Source organism: Ewingella allii (assembly GCF_044430645.1).
Lineage (GTDB): Bacteria > Pseudomonadota > Gammaproteobacteria > Enterobacterales > Enterobacteriaceae > Ewingella > Ewingella allii.
The window spans coordinates 226,731-244,493 of record NZ_JAWUDN010000003.1; the positions used below are offsets into that span (position 1 = coordinate 226,731).

Consider the following 17,763-nt stretch of genomic DNA (forward strand, 5'->3'; position numbering starts at 1 on the left):
GTGTTACTGTCCGGCAGCAATGCGTTCGCGAATGTGCTTGGCGCGAGCTTCGGAAGAAGGATGGTCGTCAAACCAGCCAATGCTGCTGCCTTGTTCCATTTTTGCCAGTTTTTCGAAGCTGGTGGCGAGGCCAGTCGGGTCGATGCCGCGTTTCTTCAATAAGTCGAAGGAATAATCATCCGCTTCTGATTCTTGCTTTTGCGAGAACTGGGCGTTGACATATTTTTCACCCAGATCGGCGAGTTGTGACTGTGACAGCGTAGCGCTGATGCCGCCCAGTGACGAAGCCGCGGAGCGCGCGGCGGTGGCACCATAGGCAACCTGCATCGCTTTGCGGGTATGGCCGAGGGCGACGTGGCCCATTTCGTGGCCCAGCACGCCTTCTACTTCGTTGTCATTCATCATGTCCATCAGGCCGCTATAAACGCGAATACAGCCGTTGGCCATGGCCCAGGCGTTGACGTCTTTGGTCAGGTAAACCTTATAGTTGGCCGGGGTGCCGTTGATGTTGTCACCCAGCGCGGCAGAAATTTTCTTCAGGCGTTGAGCGTATTCGCTGTTGTCTGGCGCGATTTGGGCTTTCTTGTCCATCTCTTCGCAAGACTGCACGCTGAGAGTTTTAACATCAGCGTCAGACAAGGTGGCAGCCTGATAAGCCTGAGAGCCGGATTGCATCAGGGTGTCGGTATTCAGATTGGCGCAGCCAGCCAGCAGGGTCGCAAGGCTTAGGCTCAACAGCGCAGGAGTCATTTTCATCAGTTTTGGTTCCCAAAAGTAACAATCAGAAGCAAAGAAAAAGCCTTCAAAAAGGCATTATTGATAAGGATAGCGGTAAATTAGGCTTTTAGGGCTTGCCGTTCTATAGTTGATATCCTAAAAATTGCACTGATTCAAAAGTCTTTTTTGTGAAGTTCATCACGCGTGTGAATAGAGATTGCCGTTTTAATGCCTAGTCTGAGAAAATGATTTTCTTGACTGCTTTTTTAATCCGACCTGGAGTAGAACATGTCCTCTCGTAAAGAGCTTGCGAACGCTATCCGTGCATTGAGTATGGACGCCGTGCAGAAAGCGAATTCCGGCCACCCTGGCGCCCCTATGGGCATGGCTGATATTGCCGAAGTCCTGTGGCGTGACTACCTGAACCACAACCCAACCAATCCACACTGGGCTGATCGCGACCGCTTCGTGCTGTCTAACGGTCACGGTTCTATGCTGATTTACAGCCTGTTGCACCTCACTGGCTACGACCTGCCAATCGGCGAGCTGGAAAACTTCCGTCAGCTGCACTCTAAAACCCCGGGCCACCCAGAATATGGTTACACCCCAGGCGTTGAAACCACTACTGGTCCACTGGGTCAGGGCATTGCAAACGCAGTAGGTTTCGCTATCGCAGAACGCACGCTGGGCGCGCAGTTCAACAAGCCGGGTCACGACATCGTTGACCACCACACCTACGCCTTCTTGGGCGACGGTTGTATGATGGAAGGCATCTCCCACGAAGCCTGTTCACTGGCTGGCACCATGAAACTCGGCAAACTGACCGCGTTCTATGATGACAACGGTATCTCCATCGACGGCCACGTTGAAGGCTGGTTCACTGATGACACAGCTAAACGTTTCGAGTCTTACGGCTGGCACGTAGTGCGTGGTGTTGATGGTCATAACCCAGACTCCATCAAAGCGGCTATCGAAGAATCCCACAAAGTAACCGACAAGCCATCCCTGCTGATGTGCAAAACCATTATCGGTTTCGGTTCACCAAACAAAGCCGGTACCCACGACGTGCACGGTGCTGCGCTGGGTGCTGCGGAAGTGGCTGCAACGCGCGAAGCGCTGGGCTGGAAATACGCCGCCTTCGAAATTCCACAGGACATTTATGCTCAGTGGGATGCTAAAGAAGCCGGTAAAGCGAAAGAAGCCGCGTGGGACGCTAAGTTCGACGCGTACGCGAAAGCTTACCCAGAACTGGCAAAAGAGTTCAAACGCCGTATCAAGGGTGAACTGCCAGCTAACTGGGAAACTGAAGCACAGAAATTCATCGAGCAGTTGCAGGCTAACCCTGCCAACATCGCAAGCCGCAAAGCGTCACAAAACGCGCTGGAAGCTTTCGGTAAAGTGCTGCCAGAATTCCTCGGCGGCTCTGCTGACCTCGCGCCAAGCAACCTGACCATGTGGTCTGGTTCTAAGTCTATCGGCGACGATCAGGCGGGTAACTATATTCACTACGGCGTGCGCGAATTCGGCATGACCGCAATCACCAACGGTATCGCTCTGCACGGCGGTTTCCTGCCGTACTCTGCGACCTTCCTGATGTTCGTTGAATATGCCCGTAACGCGGTGCGTATGGCGGCACTGATGAAGATCCGTAACGTGTTCGTCTACACCCACGACTCTATCGGTCTGGGCGAAGATGGCCCAACGCACCAGCCGGTTGAGCAGATCGCCAGCCTGCGCGTTACGCCAAACATGAGCACCTGGCGTCCAGCGGATCAGGTTGAATCTGCGGTAGCCTGGAAATACGCTATCGAGCGTAACGATGGCCCGGTGACTCTGATATTCTCTCGTCAGAACCTGACCCAGCAACCACGTACTGCTGAGCAATTGGCAAACGTGGCGCGCGGTGGTTACGTGCTGAAAGACAGCGAAGGCACGCCAGACGTGATTCTGATCGCGACTGGTTCAGAAGTGGGCATCACCGTAGAAGCCGCTGACAAGCTGGCCGCTGCGGGCACCAAAGTGCGCGTAGTGTCTATGCCTTCTACCGACGCCTTCGACAAACAGGACGCGGCTTACCGTGAATCTGTCCTGCCGAAAGCCGTGACTGCTCGTGTAGCAGTAGAAGCGGGTATCGCTGATTACTGGTTCAAATACGTTGGCCTGAACGGCGCTATCGTGGGTATGCACAGCTTCGGCGAGTCTGCACCAGCTGATCTGCTGTTCAAAGAGTTCGGCTTCACCGTCGACAACGTTGTCGCTCAGGCTCAATCTTTGCTGAAGTAATTCGCTAAGAGACCGAGCCAAAAGGCATCCTTCGGGATGCCTTTTTTATGGCGGGTTTGCAATGAAAGAGTATGACCCGGCTCGCAGTTCTCGTTAGCAATGACGTAGGTCAAACTGCGTGGCCGCCGCCTCGGCTACACTCAAATTCCCTAATCAGTATTTAATGTTGTCCGTTGAATGATAAAAAGGCTGACGTAAATACGATGTAAACGTTAAAGCGGGGGATCGAAGGGCTTGGCTGTGGCGATTTTTTCAGCGATCGCTTCAGGAAATGCGCCGAAATCGGGCGGATTATTCCTTTTGCATACGCTTTCGTTTATGCTCTGCTGAACCGTTTCAGTTGCAAAGTTAGTGGTTAACTTCGCCGCTGAGTGGTTAACGTGTTTTTACAATAATAGCGAAACGCCGTCCCGGCATGCAGAAACGTTGTTGAGAATGATTCACCGTTACTGCGCACTGCATTACTATAGGGTTACCACCATTAGGTAACAACCGTGTAACAGGGAGAAGTATGCCAATACGTATTGCAATTAATGGCTTTGGTCGCATCGGCCGTAGCGTATTGCGCGCGTTATATGAATCCGGGCGTCGGGCAGAAATTAGCGTTGTCGCTATTAATGAACTTGCCAGCCCCGAAGGCATGGCTCACCTGTTGAAGTACGATTCCAGCCACGGGCGTTTCCCATGGGATGTCAGACAGGAAGGCGAACAGCTCTACGTGGGCGATGACAGCATCCGCTTGTTACACCAACCCGATGCAGCCAAGCTGCCGTGGGGTGAACTGAGCGTTGATGTGGTGCTGGATTGCACCGGCGTCTACGGCAGCCGTGAGGATGGCGAGATTCAGCTCAAAGCCGGTGCCAAGAAAATCCTCTTCGCCCACCCAGGCGGACACGATCTTGATGCCACCGTGGTCTATGGCGTTAACCACCAACTGCTTGAACCCCAGCACCGTATTGTCTCCAATGCTTCCTGCACTACCAACTGTATTATCCCAATTATCAAGCTGTTGGACGATGCTTATGGCATTGAGTCCGGCACCGTAACCACCATCCATGCGTCGATGAATGACCAGCCGGTCATTGACTCTTACCATGCCGATTTACGTCGCACCCGCGCAGCAAGTCAGTCAATTATCCCAGTAGATACTAAACTTGCTGCTGGTATCACGCGCATCATGCCGAAGTTCTGCGATCGCTTCGAAGCTATCTCAGTTCGCGTGCCGACCATCAACGTGACGGCGATAGATTTAAGCGTTTTTGTCGAGGGAAGTGTGGCGGTCGAAGAGGTCAACCAGCTGCTGCAAAAGGCCGCACATGGTGCTTTTCGTGGTATAGTTGACTATACCGAACTACCATTAGTCTCGACAGATTTTAACCATGATCCACACAGTGCCATCGTGGATGGCACCCAAACGCGGGTCAGTGGTCAGCACCTGATTAAGACACTTGTCTGGTGCGACAATGAGTGGGGTTTTGCTAACCGAATGTTGGATACAACATTGGCAATGTCCGCTAGCGGTTTCTAGTACGGCACTCCCAGCTTGTTGCTGGAATTGCCCTCAAGCAACTTTAAAGAGAATCAACGAGAGGATTCACCATGTCTGTAATTAAGATGAGCGATCTGGATTTAGCGGGTAAACGCGTACTGATCCGTTCAGACCTGAACGTACCAGTAAAAGACGGCAAAGTGACGTCTGATGCCCGTATCCGTGCTTCTTTGCCTACTATCGAAGCCGCCCTGAAACAAGGCGCTCGCGTGATGGTAACTTCGCATCTTGGTCGTCCGACTGAAGGCGAGTACAACGAAGAGTTTTCTCTGCTGCCAGTAGTTAACTACCTGAAAGATAAGTTGTCTTCTCCTGTTCGTCTGGCTAAAGATTATCTGGACGGCGTTGATGTTGCTGAAGGTGAGCTGGTTGTTCTGGAAAACGTTCGCTTCAACAAAGGCGAAAAGAAAGACGACGAAACCTTATCTAAAAAATACGCTGCCCTGTGTGACATCTATGTGATGGACGCATTCGGTACTGCGCACCGCGCGCAGGCTTCTACTCACGGTGTGGGTAAATTCGCACCAGTAGCTTGTGCAGGTCCACTGCTGTCTGCTGAGCTGGAAGCACTGGGCAAAGCGCTGGGTAATCCAGCTCGCCCAATGGTTGCTATCGTGGGTGGTTCTAAGGTTTCTACCAAGCTGACCGTGCTGGAATCCCTGTCTAAAATCGCTGATCAGCTGATCGTAGGTGGTGGTATTGCTAACACCTTCGTTGCCGCGCAAGGCAACAACGTGGGCAAATCCCTGTACGAACCAGACCTGTTAGACACCGCGAAAAAACTGCTGGAAACCTGTGATATCCCAGTTCCAACAGACGTTCGCGTAGCGACTGAGTTCTCTGAAACTGCAACGGCTACCGTTAAGCAAGCTTCAGAAATCAAAGACGACGAACAAATTCTCGACATGGGCGACGTTTCTGCAAATCGTCTGGCCGAGATCATCAAAAACGCGAAAACCATTCTGTGGAATGGTCCGGTTGGCGTATTCGAGTTCCCTAACTTCCGTAAAGGGACTGAGATTGTCGCGAACGCGATTGCTGACAGCGAAGGTTTCTCCATCGCAGGCGGCGGCGACACTCTGGCAGCTATCGACCTGTTCGGTATCGCTGACAAAATTTCCTATATCTCCACTGGCGGCGGCGCATTCCTTGAGTTCGTTGAAGGGAAACAACTGCCAGCTGTTGTGATGCTAGAAGAGCGTGCTAAGAAGTAATGAACTTGAGTAGGCGGCATAAGGCTGCCTACTTTTCTATTTCGCGCGAGGGGCTGCACAGTGGAACTCAGGCGAGATAGCAACCGATTCAAATCCATCTACGGCCGACGAAAAAGGACACCGAACTATGTCTAAAATTTTTGATTTCGTAAAACCAGGCGTCATCACTGGTGATGATGTGCAGAAAGTTTTCGCTATTGCTAAAGAAAACAACTTTGCTCTGCCAGCAGTTAACTGCGTAGGCACCGACTCCATCAACGCCGTTCTGGAAGCTGCTGCTAAAGTTCGCGCTCCAGTTATCGTGCAGTTCTCTAACGGTGGCGCTGCGTTCATCGCGGGTAAAGGTCTGAAAACTGACGTGCCACAAGGCGCGGCAATCCTGGGTGCAATCTCTGGCGCACACCACGTTCACCAGATGGCTGAGCACTACGGTGTTCCAGTTATCCTGCACACCGACCACTGCGCGAAGAAACTGCTGCCATGGATCGACGGTCTGCTAGACGCTGGTGAAAAACACTTCGCGAAAACCGGTAAGCCACTGTTCTCTTCTCACATGATCGACCTGTCAGAAGAATCTCTGGAAGAAAACATCGAAATTTGCAGCAAGTACTTAGCTCGCATGGCAAAAATCGACATGACTCTGGAAATCGAACTGGGTTGCACTGGTGGTGAAGAAGATGGCGTTGATAACAGCCATATGGACGCATCAGCTCTGTACACTCAACCACAAGACGTTGATTACGCTTACGAAAAACTGAACGCCATCAGCCCGCGCTTCACTATCGCTGCGTCATTCGGTAACGTTCACGGCGTGTACAAACCAGGTAACGTTAAACTGACTCCGACCATCCTGCGTGATTCTCAAGAGTACGTTTGCAAGAAACACAACCTGCCACACAACTCCCTGAACTTCGTATTCCACGGCGGTTCTGGTTCTACTGCTGCTGAAATCAAAGAGTCTGTGGGTTACGGCGTGATCAAAATGAACATTGATACCGACACCCAATGGGCTAACTGGGACGGTATTCTGCAGTTCTACAAGAAAAACGAAGCTTACCTGCAAGGTCAGTTGGGTAACCCGGAAGGCGCGGACAAACCTAACAAGAAATTCTATGACCCACGCGTATGGCTGCGTGCTGCACAGTCTTCCATGGTGACTCGCCTGGAACTGGCATTCAAAGAACTGAACGCCATCGACCGTCTGTAATTCAACCATTCTGATCTTTGGGTCAGAGAGTGGGAATTACCTTAAAAGGGGCTTCGGCTCCTTTTTTTATTGTCTATAATCCGGCAGATATATGCCTGACTCTCCTCAGGCTGGCTCTTTATAGGCACTCCACAGGCTCTCCATAGGAAAACAGGAAAATGCGTCTTACCGCTCTGCTGACTTTGTTAGCTTTGACCCCGCTGGCCCACGCCGCCGAGGTTGATTGCAAAAATGCCAACACCCAAACTGACATGAATATCTGCGCCGCGCAGGACTTCAAACACAGCGATGCCCTGTTAAATCAGGCCTATAAGCTGAAGATGTCGCAACTCAATGCTGGCCAGCAGAAGAAGTTGAAAGTGGCGCAGCGCAGCTGGATTGCTTTTCGCGACAGCGATTGTGACTTCCAATCTTCTGGCGTTGAAGGCGGCTCAGCGCAGCCGATGGTGTATTCCCAATGTCTGCAAGCGAAGACCGAGCAGCGCACCAAAGAAATTAATGACATTATGCACTGCGAAGAAGGTGATTTAAGCTGTCCATAACATGAGGTCCGAAGGTAGAAAGCCATGAAGCCAAAATCTGTCACTCTTGATGATGTCGCGCGCCATGCGGGTGTGTCCTATCAGACCGTTTCTCGCGTCCTGAATCAGGCGGCGCACGTGTCCGTCAGAACGCGCGATAAAGTCGAACAGGCGATGGCTGAGCTGAATTACGTCCCCAACCGTGTTGCTCAGCAACTGGCGGGCAAAAAAAGCTTCACTCTCGGACTGGCGACTACCGAACTGGCGCTGCACGCACCTTCACAAATCGCATCTGCGATGAAAACTCGCGCGAATCAGTTGGGTTTCAACGTTGTGATTTCGATGATCGACAACCTGAGTCTGACCGCCTGCCGTACGGCGGTGAACGAACTGATGTCACAGCGGGTGGATGGGATTCTGATCAACGTGCCGCTGTCAAATGATGATGCGACAGCAATAGCTCAGCTTTGTGGCACTTTGCCGGCGCTGTTTCTGGATGTGGATCCCGAAGCCGACGTCTTCAAAATTCTGTTCGATCCGCATTGTGGGGCTGAGCAGGGGGTGGAACATTTGCTGGCGCTTGGACATCAGCAAATCGCGGTGCTGACTGGTCCGCTCGAATCTATCTCTGCGCGTTTGCGTTATGAAGGCTGGCTAAACACGCTGGCTACGCGTGATATTACACCCTGTGCGATTCAGCACGGCGACTGGAGCGCGGCGTCGGGTTATCAGCAGGCGTTTTTACTGCTCAATCAGCCGAAGCGTCCGACAGCCATTCTGGTCGCCAATGACCAGATGGCGCTCGGTGTCCTGCGTGCCGTGCATGAGTTTGGTCTGCGGGTGCCGGAACAAATTTCGGTGATTGGCTATGACGATACTGAAGACAGTGCCTTTTTCTTCCCGCCGCTGACCACCATCAAACAGGATTTTCGCCTACTGGGGCATGAGAGCATCAATCGCCTGCTGGGTAATCTGCATAATCATGACAATCATCACGGTGACTCCCTGTTGTTGCCCACTTCTTTGGTCGAGCGCCATACCACTGCCAGACCAGGCGCAGAAAATGTGTCACAGGAAACATTGTCTCAGGAACTGATCCGCATCGCGCATCAGCTTAGTGCCCTGTAAACCTTCTTTGTAAACACTGACTGGCGCGGAATTTGTGATCCGCGTCCCTTTCCTGAATTCCTCCGCTTTACTTACTTTCTTCAGATAAGCATGTTTACATTATTGTGAGCGTATAACAATTTGCCGAGAAGAGAGTATGAACCCATCTGCTGAAGATAAATTATCATCGCTGGCCACCGTTCTGGCCCGCCGTGACTGGGAGAAACCTGCCTCGACGCAGTGCAATAGATTATCTGCGCATCCGCCGTTTAACAGTTGGCGTGATGCTCAGGAAGCCAGAAAAAATCAGCCTTCAGCAAAAATCCGCTGCCTCAATGGCGAATGGAGTTTCAGCTATTTTAACCGCCCGGAAGCGGTTCCTGAGCAATGGTTGCAACAGGATCTGGTTGACGCCGATCGCCTACAGGTGCCATCAAACTGGCAGCTGGCAGGCTATGACGCGCCAATATACACCAACGTTCAATATCCGATCCCGGTGGATCCGCCGTTTGTGCCCGAAGAAAATCCCACAGGTTGTTACTCGCTCACATTTTCTGTGGATGATGACTGGCTGAGCAGCGGACAAACGCGCATCGTGTTTAACGGCGTCAATTCGGCGTTCTATTTATGGTGTAACGGCAAGTGGGTCGGTTACTCACAGGACAGCCGTTTACCGGCTGAATTCGATCTCAGCAATGTTTTACACACTGGAGAAAACCGTCTGGCTGTGATGGTGCTGCGCTGGAGTGACGGCAGCTATCTGGAAGATCAGGATATGTGGCGCATGAGCGGCATTTTTCGAGATGTCACGTTACTGCATAAACCGGTGGAGCAAATCACCGACTTTCAGGTGCGCACGCATCTATTCCACGGTTTCACGCAGGCGGAGCTGGAAGTCCAGGTCAGTGCCGCCGTGCCGCAGGAAACTGCGACTGATTATCAGGTACGCGTCGAACTTTGGCAGGGTGATAAAGCGGTAGCAGAACATCAGCAACCGCTAGGCAGCGAAATTATTGATGAGCGGGGTGCAGCGTATGACCGTACTACGCTGCGCCTGCCAGTTAGCCGGCCGAAATTGTGGAGCGCAGAACAACCGGCTCTATATCGCGCGGTGATTTCACTGATTTCACCTAAAGGCCAACTTATTGAAGCCGAAGCGTGCGATGTCGGTTTCCGTCAGGTTGAAATCAGCAACGGATTGCTGAAAGTGAACGGTCAGCCAGTGCTGATCCGAGGCACCAACCGTCACGAGCATCATCCTGAAAACGGTCAGGTTATGGATGAAGCCACCATGCGTCGCGATATTGTGCTGATGAAACAGCACAACTTTAATGCCGTGCGCTGCTCGCATTATCCGAATCATCCGCTGTGGTACAAGCTGTGCGACGAATACGGCCTGTACGTGGTGGATGAAGCGAATATCGAAACCCACGGCATGCAGCCGATGAATCGCCTGTCGGACGACCCGCTGTGGTTTAACGCTTTCAGCGAACGCGTCACGCGCATGGTTCAGCGCGACCGCAACCATCCCTGCATCATCATCTGGTCACTGGGCAACGAATCAGGGCATGGCGCAAACCACGACGCGCTCTATCGCTGGATCAAATCTGTCGACCCTACCCGTCCGGTGCAGTACGAAGGTGGGGGGGCTAACAGCGCAGCAACCGATATTATCTGTCCGATGTATTCCCGCGTTGAACAGGATCAGCCGTTCCCGGCGGTACCAAAATGGTCGATTAAAAAGTGGATCAGCATGCCGGATGAAACACGCCCGCTGATCCTCTGCGAATACGCTCATGCTATGGGCAACAGCTTCGGGGGATTCGATAAATACTGGCAAGCTTTCCGCCAGTATCCGCGTCTGCAGGGCGGTTTCGTCTGGGACTGGGTTGATCAGAGCCTGACCAAAACCTCGCCGCAGGGCAAAAGTTATCAGGTTTACGGCGGCGACTTCGGCGACACGCCTAATGACCGCCAGTTCTGTATGAACGGTCTGGTATTTGCCGATCGTACGCCGCATCCGTCCTTATTCGAAGCGCAGCGTGCACAGCAATTCTTCCAGTTCTCACTGATCTGCACCTCACCTTTGACGATTGAAATTCAAAGTGAATATCTGTTCCGCGACAGTGATAACGAGCAGTTAGTCTGGCGTATTGAACATGACGGCGAAGTGATTTCACAGGGGGAAGCGGCACTGAATATAGCGCCAAACGGTAAACAGACGTTAGAGCTGGGTGATATCCCGCAGGCCGAAGGTGATGTGTGGCTGAACGTTGCCGTACATCAGCCACAGGCGACCGCGTGGTCTGAAGCCGGACATCGCAGCGCTTGGGATCAATGGCAGTTACCACAGCCTCTGAGCCAGCCGGTGGCGGAAAGAATCCGCGCTGCTGCGCCGGTTTTGGATCAGCAGGGCGATCTGATTTCTGTGGCACACGGCGCGCAACGCTGGCAGTTCAGTCAGCAAACCGGGCAGCTTGAACAGTGGTTTGATGGCGAAACGCCGCGGCTGCTATCGGCGTTGCGCGACCAGTTTGTCCGCGCGCCCGTCGATAACGATATCGGCGTCAGTGAAGTGAGCCGTATTGATCCGAATGCCTGGATTGAGCGCTGGAAAGCCGCTGGAATGTATCACCTGGAATCGCGGCTGCTGAATATCAGCGCCGATCAGTTGCAGGACAGGGTGGTGATTACTACCACTCATGCGTTTATGACCGGTGAAGAAACGCGCCTGCTGAGCCGCAAAATTTTCAGCATCAATAATCAGGGCGAGTTGCATATCAGTGTCGACGTTCGTGTGGCGTCAAACGTGCCGTCACCGGGACGCATCGGCCTGACCTGTCAGTTAGCGGACACCGCTGAGAACGTCAGCTGGCTGGGGCTAGGGCCGCACGAAAACTATCCCGATCGCCGTCTGGCGGCGCAACACGGTCGCTGGGATTTGCCGCTGGCTGAGTTGTATACGCCATATGTTTTCCCAAGCGAAAACGGCCTGCGCGGTGAGACCCGCGAGTTGGATTACGCCGGATGGAAGTTACGCGGCAATTTCCACTTTGGTCTGAGCCGCTACAGTCTGCGCCAGCTGATGAATACCAGTCATCGTCACTTATTGCGTGAAGAAGAGGGCACATGGCTGAACATCGACGGCTTCCATATGGGCGTCGGCGGCGATGATTCGTGGAGCCCAAGCGTCAGCCCGGAGTTCCTGCTGACAGCCGGTCAGTACCATTATTCGTTCATTTGGAAACGTGCCTGACAGCCTGTGCCGCTGGGTTAATTCCCAGCGGCGCAATATTCAGACGTAAGGAAACTGCTTATGTATTACCTGAAAAACACTAACTTTTGGATGTTCGGGCTGTTCTTCTTTTTCTACTTTTTCATCATGGGCGCCTACTTCCCGTTCTTCCCGATCTGGCTACATGACATCAATCACATTAGCAAAAGCGATACCGGCACTATTTTCGCCAGCATTTCGTTATTCTCGCTAATGTTCCAGCCGGTGTTTGGTTTACTTGCCGATAAACTCGGGCTGAAAAAACATCTGCTGTGGATCATCACCGGCATGCTGGTTTTGTTCGCGCCGTTCTTTATTTATGTTTTTGGCCCGTTACTGAAAATAAACATTTATCTTGGCTCGGTGGTTGGGGGGATTTACCTCGGACTGATTTACAACGCCGGTGCCCCCGCTATCGAGGCTTACATCGAAAAAGTCAGCCGTCGCAGCAGCTTTGAATTTGGCAGGGCGCGTATGTTTGGTTGTGTCGGCTGGGCGCTCTGCGCATCAGTGGTCGGCATCATGTTTACCATCAATAACGAATTCGTGTTCTGGCTCGGCTCCGGCTGTGCGGTGATCCTCGCCATTCTGTTACTGCTCGCCAAACCGGAGGTGACATCAAGCGCCCGGGTGGCCAACGAACTGGGAGTGAACTCCAAATCGTTCAATCTCAAATTGGCGCTTGAGCTGCTGAAAGACAAAAAACTGTGGTTTCTTGCCCTGTACGTGATTGGTGTTTCCTGTACTTATGACGTATTCGATCAGCAGTTTGCCAATTTCTTTACCTCGTTCTTTTCTTCATCTTCAGAAGGGACGCGCGTCTTTGGCTACGTCACTACCCTGGGCGAATTGCTGAATGCCTGCATCATGTTCTTCGCGCCGCTGATTGTGAACCGCATAGGTGGTAAGAATGCTTTGCTGCTAGCCGGGATGATTATGTCGGTGCGTATCATCGGCTCTTCATTTGCTTCTTCACCGCTGGAAGTGGTGGTACTGAAAACGCTGCATATGTTTGAAATACCTTTCCTGATTGTGGGCTGTTTCAAATACATCACGTCGGTATTTGAGGTGCGTTTCTCGGCAACGATTTATCTGGTCACCTTCTGCTTCTTCAAGCAGCTGGCAATCATGTTTATGTCCGTCTTTGCCGGGAACATGTATGACCGTATCGGTTTTCACGGAACGTATCTGATCCTTGGGTTGATCGCACTGACCTTCACGATAATCTCAGCCTTCACGCTGAGTGGTCGCGGGCCACTGCAGGCCTTTAAATCTCCTGAACCGCTGAAAAACAACCATGCAAATTCCTAATTTTACTGAAGTCTTTCCCGCAGGGTTGGCACTTCAACGCATTGTTAGTTACCCTTAAAAGCTTGAGGAGTCCATCCGCTGGTTTTTTCAGCGTGGTTTTTCTGGTTACCCGCGTGGGTACTTTTAGGGGTGTTTCGAATGGAAGATTTGAACGTTGTAGGCAGCATTAACAATGCTGGAAATTGGCTAGTGCGCAATCAGGAATTATTGCTGCACTATGCCGTGAATATTGTCGCCGCGATCTTTATCCTGATTGTCGGTTTGATTATTGCTCGCGTGCTGTCAGGTGCAGTGAGCCGTGTGATGAAACTGCGTGGCATTGATCTGACGGTGTCAGACTTCCTTGCTGCGCTGGTGCGTTACGCCATCATCGCCTTCACGCTGATTGCCGTGCTGGGCCGTATTGGCGTGCAAACCACCTCTGTCATCGCGGTTATCGGTGCCGCCGGTTTAGCCGTAGGTTTGGCGCTGCAAGGCTCGCTGTCGAACTTCGCTGCGGGCGTGCTACTCGTTATCTTCCGTCCCTTCCGCGCCGGTGAGTATGTCGATTTAGGCGGCGTTGCGGGTACCGTGACGCAGGTGCAGATCTTCTCCACCACGCTGCGTACCGTTGACGACAAAGTGATTGTGGTGCCGAACGGCAAAATTATCGCGGGTAACATCATCAACACCTCTCGCGAGCCAAACCGCCGTACCGAGATCATCGTTGGCGTCGGTTATGACTCCGATATCGACACGGTGAAGAAGGTGCTGGGCGACATTATTGCGGCCGACAAGCGCATTCAACACGACAAAGGCGTTACCGTTCGACTAAACGAAATGGCGGCTTCCACGCTGAATTTCGTAGTGCGCGTATGGACCACTAACGGCGATGCGCAGGAAGTGAACTGGGATCTGCTGGAAGCCTTCAAACGCGCGCTGGATAAAAACAACATCAATATTGCTTACCCGCAGATGGATGTTCATCTCTATCACGTGGCCGATGCCGCGGCGAGCCAGCAGGAAGATCAGCGTTCAATCGAGCAAAAAGGCGTGGCGGAATAAGCCTCCTTCAGCTCGAACCCAACAGGCGCCTGCGGGCGCCTTTTTTATGCCTGAGACTCAGGAAACTAGGTAATTAGCGGAGCTTATGAAGGATTAGAATTATCAATTTCCGCTAATGACCAAGCTCGCATAAACTGCGCGTCATTCCACTTTGGATTTTTAAGGATTTCGACGTGCTGGCAATATTCTTTCAAGGGTTAGCAATGAGCGCGGCCATGATCTTACCCATCGGGCCGCAAAACGCTTTTGTAATGAATCAGGGGATTCGTAAACAATATCACCTGATGATCGCCTCGCTCTGCGCCATCAGCGACGCCCTGCTGATTTGCGCCGGCATCTTCGGCGGCAGCGCGCTGCTCAGCCAGTCACCGACCATTCTGGCGCTGGTGAGCTGGGGCGGGGTGGCCTTCCTGCTGTGGTACGGATGGGGCGCGTTTCGCACGGCCTTTGCCAAAAATCCTGAACTCGCACAGGCGGAAGTGGCGAAGCAGAGCCGCTGGAAAATCGTGGTCAGCGTGCTGGCCGTGACCTGGCTCAATCCGCACGTCTATCTCGATACCTTCGTGGTGCTGGGCAGCCTCGGCGGCAGCCTGAGCAGCGACGAGCGCTCGTGGTTTGCGCTGGGTGCCGTGATGGCGTCGGGTATCTGGTTCTTCGGCTTGGCCATACTGGCCGCGATGCTCTCCCCTTGGCTCAACAGTGGCAAAGTGCAGCGAGTGATTAACTTCGTGGTCGGCGCGATTATGTGGGGAATTGCCGTTCAACTGGCTCGCCAAACGCTGCACATGTAAACTTTCCCGCCGGGCATTTTTAAGATTTTGTCTCTAATCTTCCCCTGTTAATTGCTCTACTATGCTAGGGTTTTGAGGTTAGTGAACGAGTTTAATGCCAAATCTGGAATGATTAATGGAGGCACTGTGAAATTAAAAGCATTGGCGATGGCTGCAATGTTGGGATTAGGGACGTTACCTGCTGCACTTCAGGCTGCTGAGGTACCTGCGGGTCCCCACGTAGTAACGTCAGGGACTGCCAGCGTGGACGCAACGCCGGATATTGCGACACTGGCGATTGAAGTCAATGTATCGGCCAAGGACGCCGCGTCAGCGAAGAAACAGGCTGACCAGCGCGTGGCAGAGTATTTTGCATTCCTACAGAAGAACGGTATTGAGAAGAAGGACATCAACGCCGCTAACCTGAGCACCCAACCCGAATATAACTACCTGAAAGATGGCGGCACCGAGCTGAAAGGCTACCGTGCAGTGCGTCAGGTTCAGGTGACTTTGCGTCAATTGGATAAGCTGAATGACCTGCTGGACGGCGCGCTAAGCTCCGGCCTAAATGAGATTCGCTCGGTAGAGCTTGGGGTGGCGAACCCAGCAAGCTTCCGCGATCAGGCTCGTCAGAAAGCGATTGATAACGCAACAGAGCAGGCTAAATCACTGGCCGAAGGCTTCCACGCCAAGCTCGGCCCGGTTTACAGCATTCGCTACCACGTCGCCAACTACCAGCCAATGCCGGTAGCGCGTATGTACAAAGCGGCTGAAGCCTCTGCCCAGAGCGACGCGGCGCAAACGTACGAGCAGCAAAGCATCCACTTTGACGATCAGGTCGACGTAGTGTTTGAGCTGCAACGCTAAGTCGTTGAATGCTTAAGTTTAATGCTTAAAAAGAAAAACCCGCCTCGGCGGGTTTTTTGTTGGCTAGAATGCCAATCAATCCTGACGCAGCACCTGACGGCCGTGGGCCAGCAGGGCGTCAGTGACTTTACGCATCATGCGGCTTTCTGGCGCGAAACGGTGCCAGAACAGCATCCGGCGCTGAAACAGGCCCGGCGTCAGGTCGATCAGTTCGCCACTTTCCAGCTCTTTCTCGATTTGCAGATGTGGGATCATACAGCAGGTGGTCCCCTGACGAGCCAGCTGCACAAAGGCTTCTGACGAGTTAACGATGTGGCACGGCACGCTGCCCGGCGATAAATCGAAGTTCTGCTGCAAGAAGGCTTGATGCATATCGTCGAGATGGTCAAAGGCCACGGCCGGGGCTTTGAGCAGCGCCGAGCGGGTCACGCCGTTGGGGAAATAGCGATCGGCAAAGGGCTTGGAGGCGACAAACAGATAGTCCAGCGCGCCCAGTTGGTCCACCAGACAGCTCGGTAAAGGCTGCGGTTGAATACTCACTGCGCCCACCACTTCGCCGCGACGCAGGCGCTCTTGGGTGCGCGTTTCGTCTTCCACCTGCAAGTTCAGGCGAATGGGCGAGTCGACCAGCACGGATTTCAGCGCGGGCAGCAGCCAAGTCGCCAGACTGTCGGCGTTGACCGCCAGCGACAGCAGCAGCGGAGTGTCATTGCTGTCGGTGCCGCTGTCATTGCCCAGCCACTCCTCCTCCAGCAGTTCCACCTGATGTAACAGCGCCAGCAATTTTTGCCCTTGCTCAGTCGGGCGCGGCGGTACGGTTCTGACCAGCAGAGGCTGGCCGAACAAATTCTCGAGCTGCTTGATACGTTGAGATACCGCCGATTGAGTGATGCAAAGCTTCTGCGCGGCGCGCTCAAAACCGCGCTCGCGGATCACAGCGTCCAGCGCCTGAAGCGTTCTATAGTCTGGGCGTTTCATCGGAGTTCTGTCCCTTGGATTTAATTTATTAAAACACTATGCCACAGATTTAGCGCATTTGGGGTGGACTAAAACGGCTCTCCCCGCAAGTTATTGCCAGCTGACGCTGCGCCATAACTTGCCCTGCCGACTTATATAAGTGTGATCTGGCTCGGAAGGCGACTGCCCAATTTGCGGGGACATGCTTTATAATCATTGGCGTCGTTCCCCGTATGCAAAACAGCAGAGAAGCCATGATGACTCAGGAAGAATTAAAGAAAGCAGTTGGTTGGGCCGCGCTTGACTACGTGACTCCAGGCACCATTGTTGGTGTTGGCACCGGCTCTACCGCCGCCCATTTTATTGACGCATTAGGCTCCATCAAGCATCAAATCGAAGGTGCGGTTTCCAGCTCAGACGCCTCGACCGCCAAACTCAAAAGCTTGGGTATCCACGTTTTCGATAGCAACGAAGTGGATGAACTGGCGGTGTACGTTGACGGTGCCGATGAAATTAACCACCAGATGCAGATGATCAAAGGCGGCGGTGCGGCACTGACGCGTGAAAAGATTATCGCGGCGATCAGTAAGAAGTTTGTTTGTATCGTTGACGCGTCCAAACAGGTCGACGTGCTGGGCAAATTCCCACTGCCGGTCGAAGTGATCCCGATGGCGCGTTCTTACGTGGCGCGCGAATTGGTCAAGCTGGGCGGCCTGCCTGAGTATCGCCAAAATGTGATCACTGATAATGGCAATGTGATTCTGGACGTGCACAACTTGTCGATTCTCGATGCCATCGCGCTGGAAAATAAGATCAACAGCATCGCGGGCGTGGTTACCGTCGGTCTGTTTGCTAACCGTGGCGCGGATATCGCGCTGGTCGGCACCGCAGATGGGGTCAAAACCGTCACGCTAAAGTGATCTGACTGCCTGAGCGATAAGT

At 53.0% G+C, this 17,763-nt stretch carries 14 protein-coding genes; 12 read left to right on the top strand and 2 right to left on the bottom strand.

Translation table 11 applies throughout. From position 1 onward, the window contains the following. Positions 1–3 precede the first annotated feature (3 nt). Entirely contained in the window at positions 4–756 is a 753-nt protein-coding gene (gene loiP, locus SBO83_RS09890; protein ID WP_353503356.1) for a metalloprotease LoiP, read from the bottom strand. Positions 757–1,005: 249 nt separating this feature from the next. Between loiP and tkt the strand changes: the two genes are divergently transcribed. The 11 genes from tkt (at position 1,006) to SBO83_RS09945 (ending at position 15,864) form a co-directional block, all read left to right on the top strand. After that, a complete protein-coding gene (gene tkt, locus SBO83_RS09895; protein WP_353503355.1) occupies positions 1,006–3,000 on the top strand; it encodes a transketolase in 1,995 nt (664 codons plus the stop codon). A 511-nt stretch (positions 3,001–3,511) separates the two neighbouring features. Next, a complete protein-coding gene (gene epd, locus SBO83_RS09900) occupies positions 3,512–4,528 on the top strand; it encodes an erythrose-4-phosphate dehydrogenase (RefSeq protein WP_396131387.1) in 1,017 nt (338 codons plus the stop codon). Positions 4,529–4,599: 71 nt separating this feature from the next. Beyond that, positions 4,600–5,763, top strand: a complete 1,164-nt coding sequence (pgk, locus tag SBO83_RS09905; protein WP_353503353.1) for a phosphoglycerate kinase — start codon at positions 4,600–4,602, stop codon at positions 5,761–5,763. Between the two features lie 127 nt (positions 5,764–5,890). Next, positions 5,891–6,970 carry a class II fructose-bisphosphate aldolase gene (gene fbaA, locus SBO83_RS09910; protein WP_034793046.1) on the top strand — a complete coding sequence of 360 codons (1,080 nt, stop codon included), beginning with the start codon at positions 5,891–5,893 and terminating at the stop codon, positions 6,968–6,970. 158 nt (positions 6,971–7,128) lie between these two features. Beyond that, positions 7,129–7,512: a lysozyme inhibitor LprI family protein gene (locus SBO83_RS09915; protein WP_396131388.1), complete on the top strand. Its 384-nt coding sequence runs from the start codon at positions 7,129–7,131 to the stop codon at positions 7,510–7,512. Between the two features lie 24 nt (positions 7,513–7,536). Further along, on the top strand, positions 7,537–8,619 hold the full coding sequence (locus SBO83_RS09920; RefSeq protein ID WP_396131389.1) for a LacI family DNA-binding transcriptional regulator: 1,083 nt from the start codon (positions 7,537–7,539) through the stop codon (positions 8,617–8,619). A 136-nt stretch (positions 8,620–8,755) separates the two neighbouring features. Next, a complete protein-coding gene (locus tag SBO83_RS09925; RefSeq protein WP_396131390.1) occupies positions 8,756–11,854 on the top strand; it encodes a beta-galactosidase in 3,099 nt (1,032 codons plus the stop codon). Positions 11,855–11,914: 60 nt separating this feature from the next. Next, positions 11,915–13,183 carry an MFS transporter gene (locus SBO83_RS09930; protein ID WP_396131391.1) on the top strand — a complete coding sequence of 423 codons (1,269 nt, stop codon included), beginning with the start codon at positions 11,915–11,917 and terminating at the stop codon, positions 13,181–13,183. Positions 13,184–13,321: 138 nt separating this feature from the next. Continuing rightward, entirely contained in the window at positions 13,322–14,227 is a 906-nt protein-coding gene (gene mscS, locus SBO83_RS09935) for a small-conductance mechanosensitive channel MscS (protein ID WP_396131392.1), read from the top strand. 173 nt (positions 14,228–14,400) lie between these two features. Next, positions 14,401–15,018 carry an arginine exporter ArgO gene (argO, locus tag SBO83_RS09940; protein ID WP_396131393.1) on the top strand — a complete coding sequence of 206 codons (618 nt, stop codon included), beginning with the start codon at positions 14,401–14,403 and terminating at the stop codon, positions 15,016–15,018. A gap of 126 nt (positions 15,019–15,144) precedes the next feature. Continuing rightward, positions 15,145–15,864 (top strand): oxidative stress defense protein, encoded by a 720-nt coding sequence (locus tag SBO83_RS09945; RefSeq protein WP_072009911.1) that lies wholly within the window; start codon positions 15,145–15,147, stop codon positions 15,862–15,864. Positions 15,865–15,939: 75 nt separating this feature from the next. Here SBO83_RS09945 and SBO83_RS09950 read toward each other — a convergent pair whose 3' ends face one another. After that, entirely contained in the window at positions 15,940–16,842 is a 903-nt protein-coding gene (locus tag SBO83_RS09950) for a LysR family transcriptional regulator ArgP (protein WP_034793031.1), read from the bottom strand. Between the two features lie 236 nt (positions 16,843–17,078). Between SBO83_RS09950 and rpiA the strand changes: the two genes are divergently transcribed. Further along, entirely contained in the window at positions 17,079–17,741 is a 663-nt protein-coding gene (rpiA, locus tag SBO83_RS09955) for a ribose-5-phosphate isomerase RpiA (RefSeq protein WP_278881272.1), read from the top strand. Positions 17,742–17,763 lie beyond the last annotated feature (22 nt).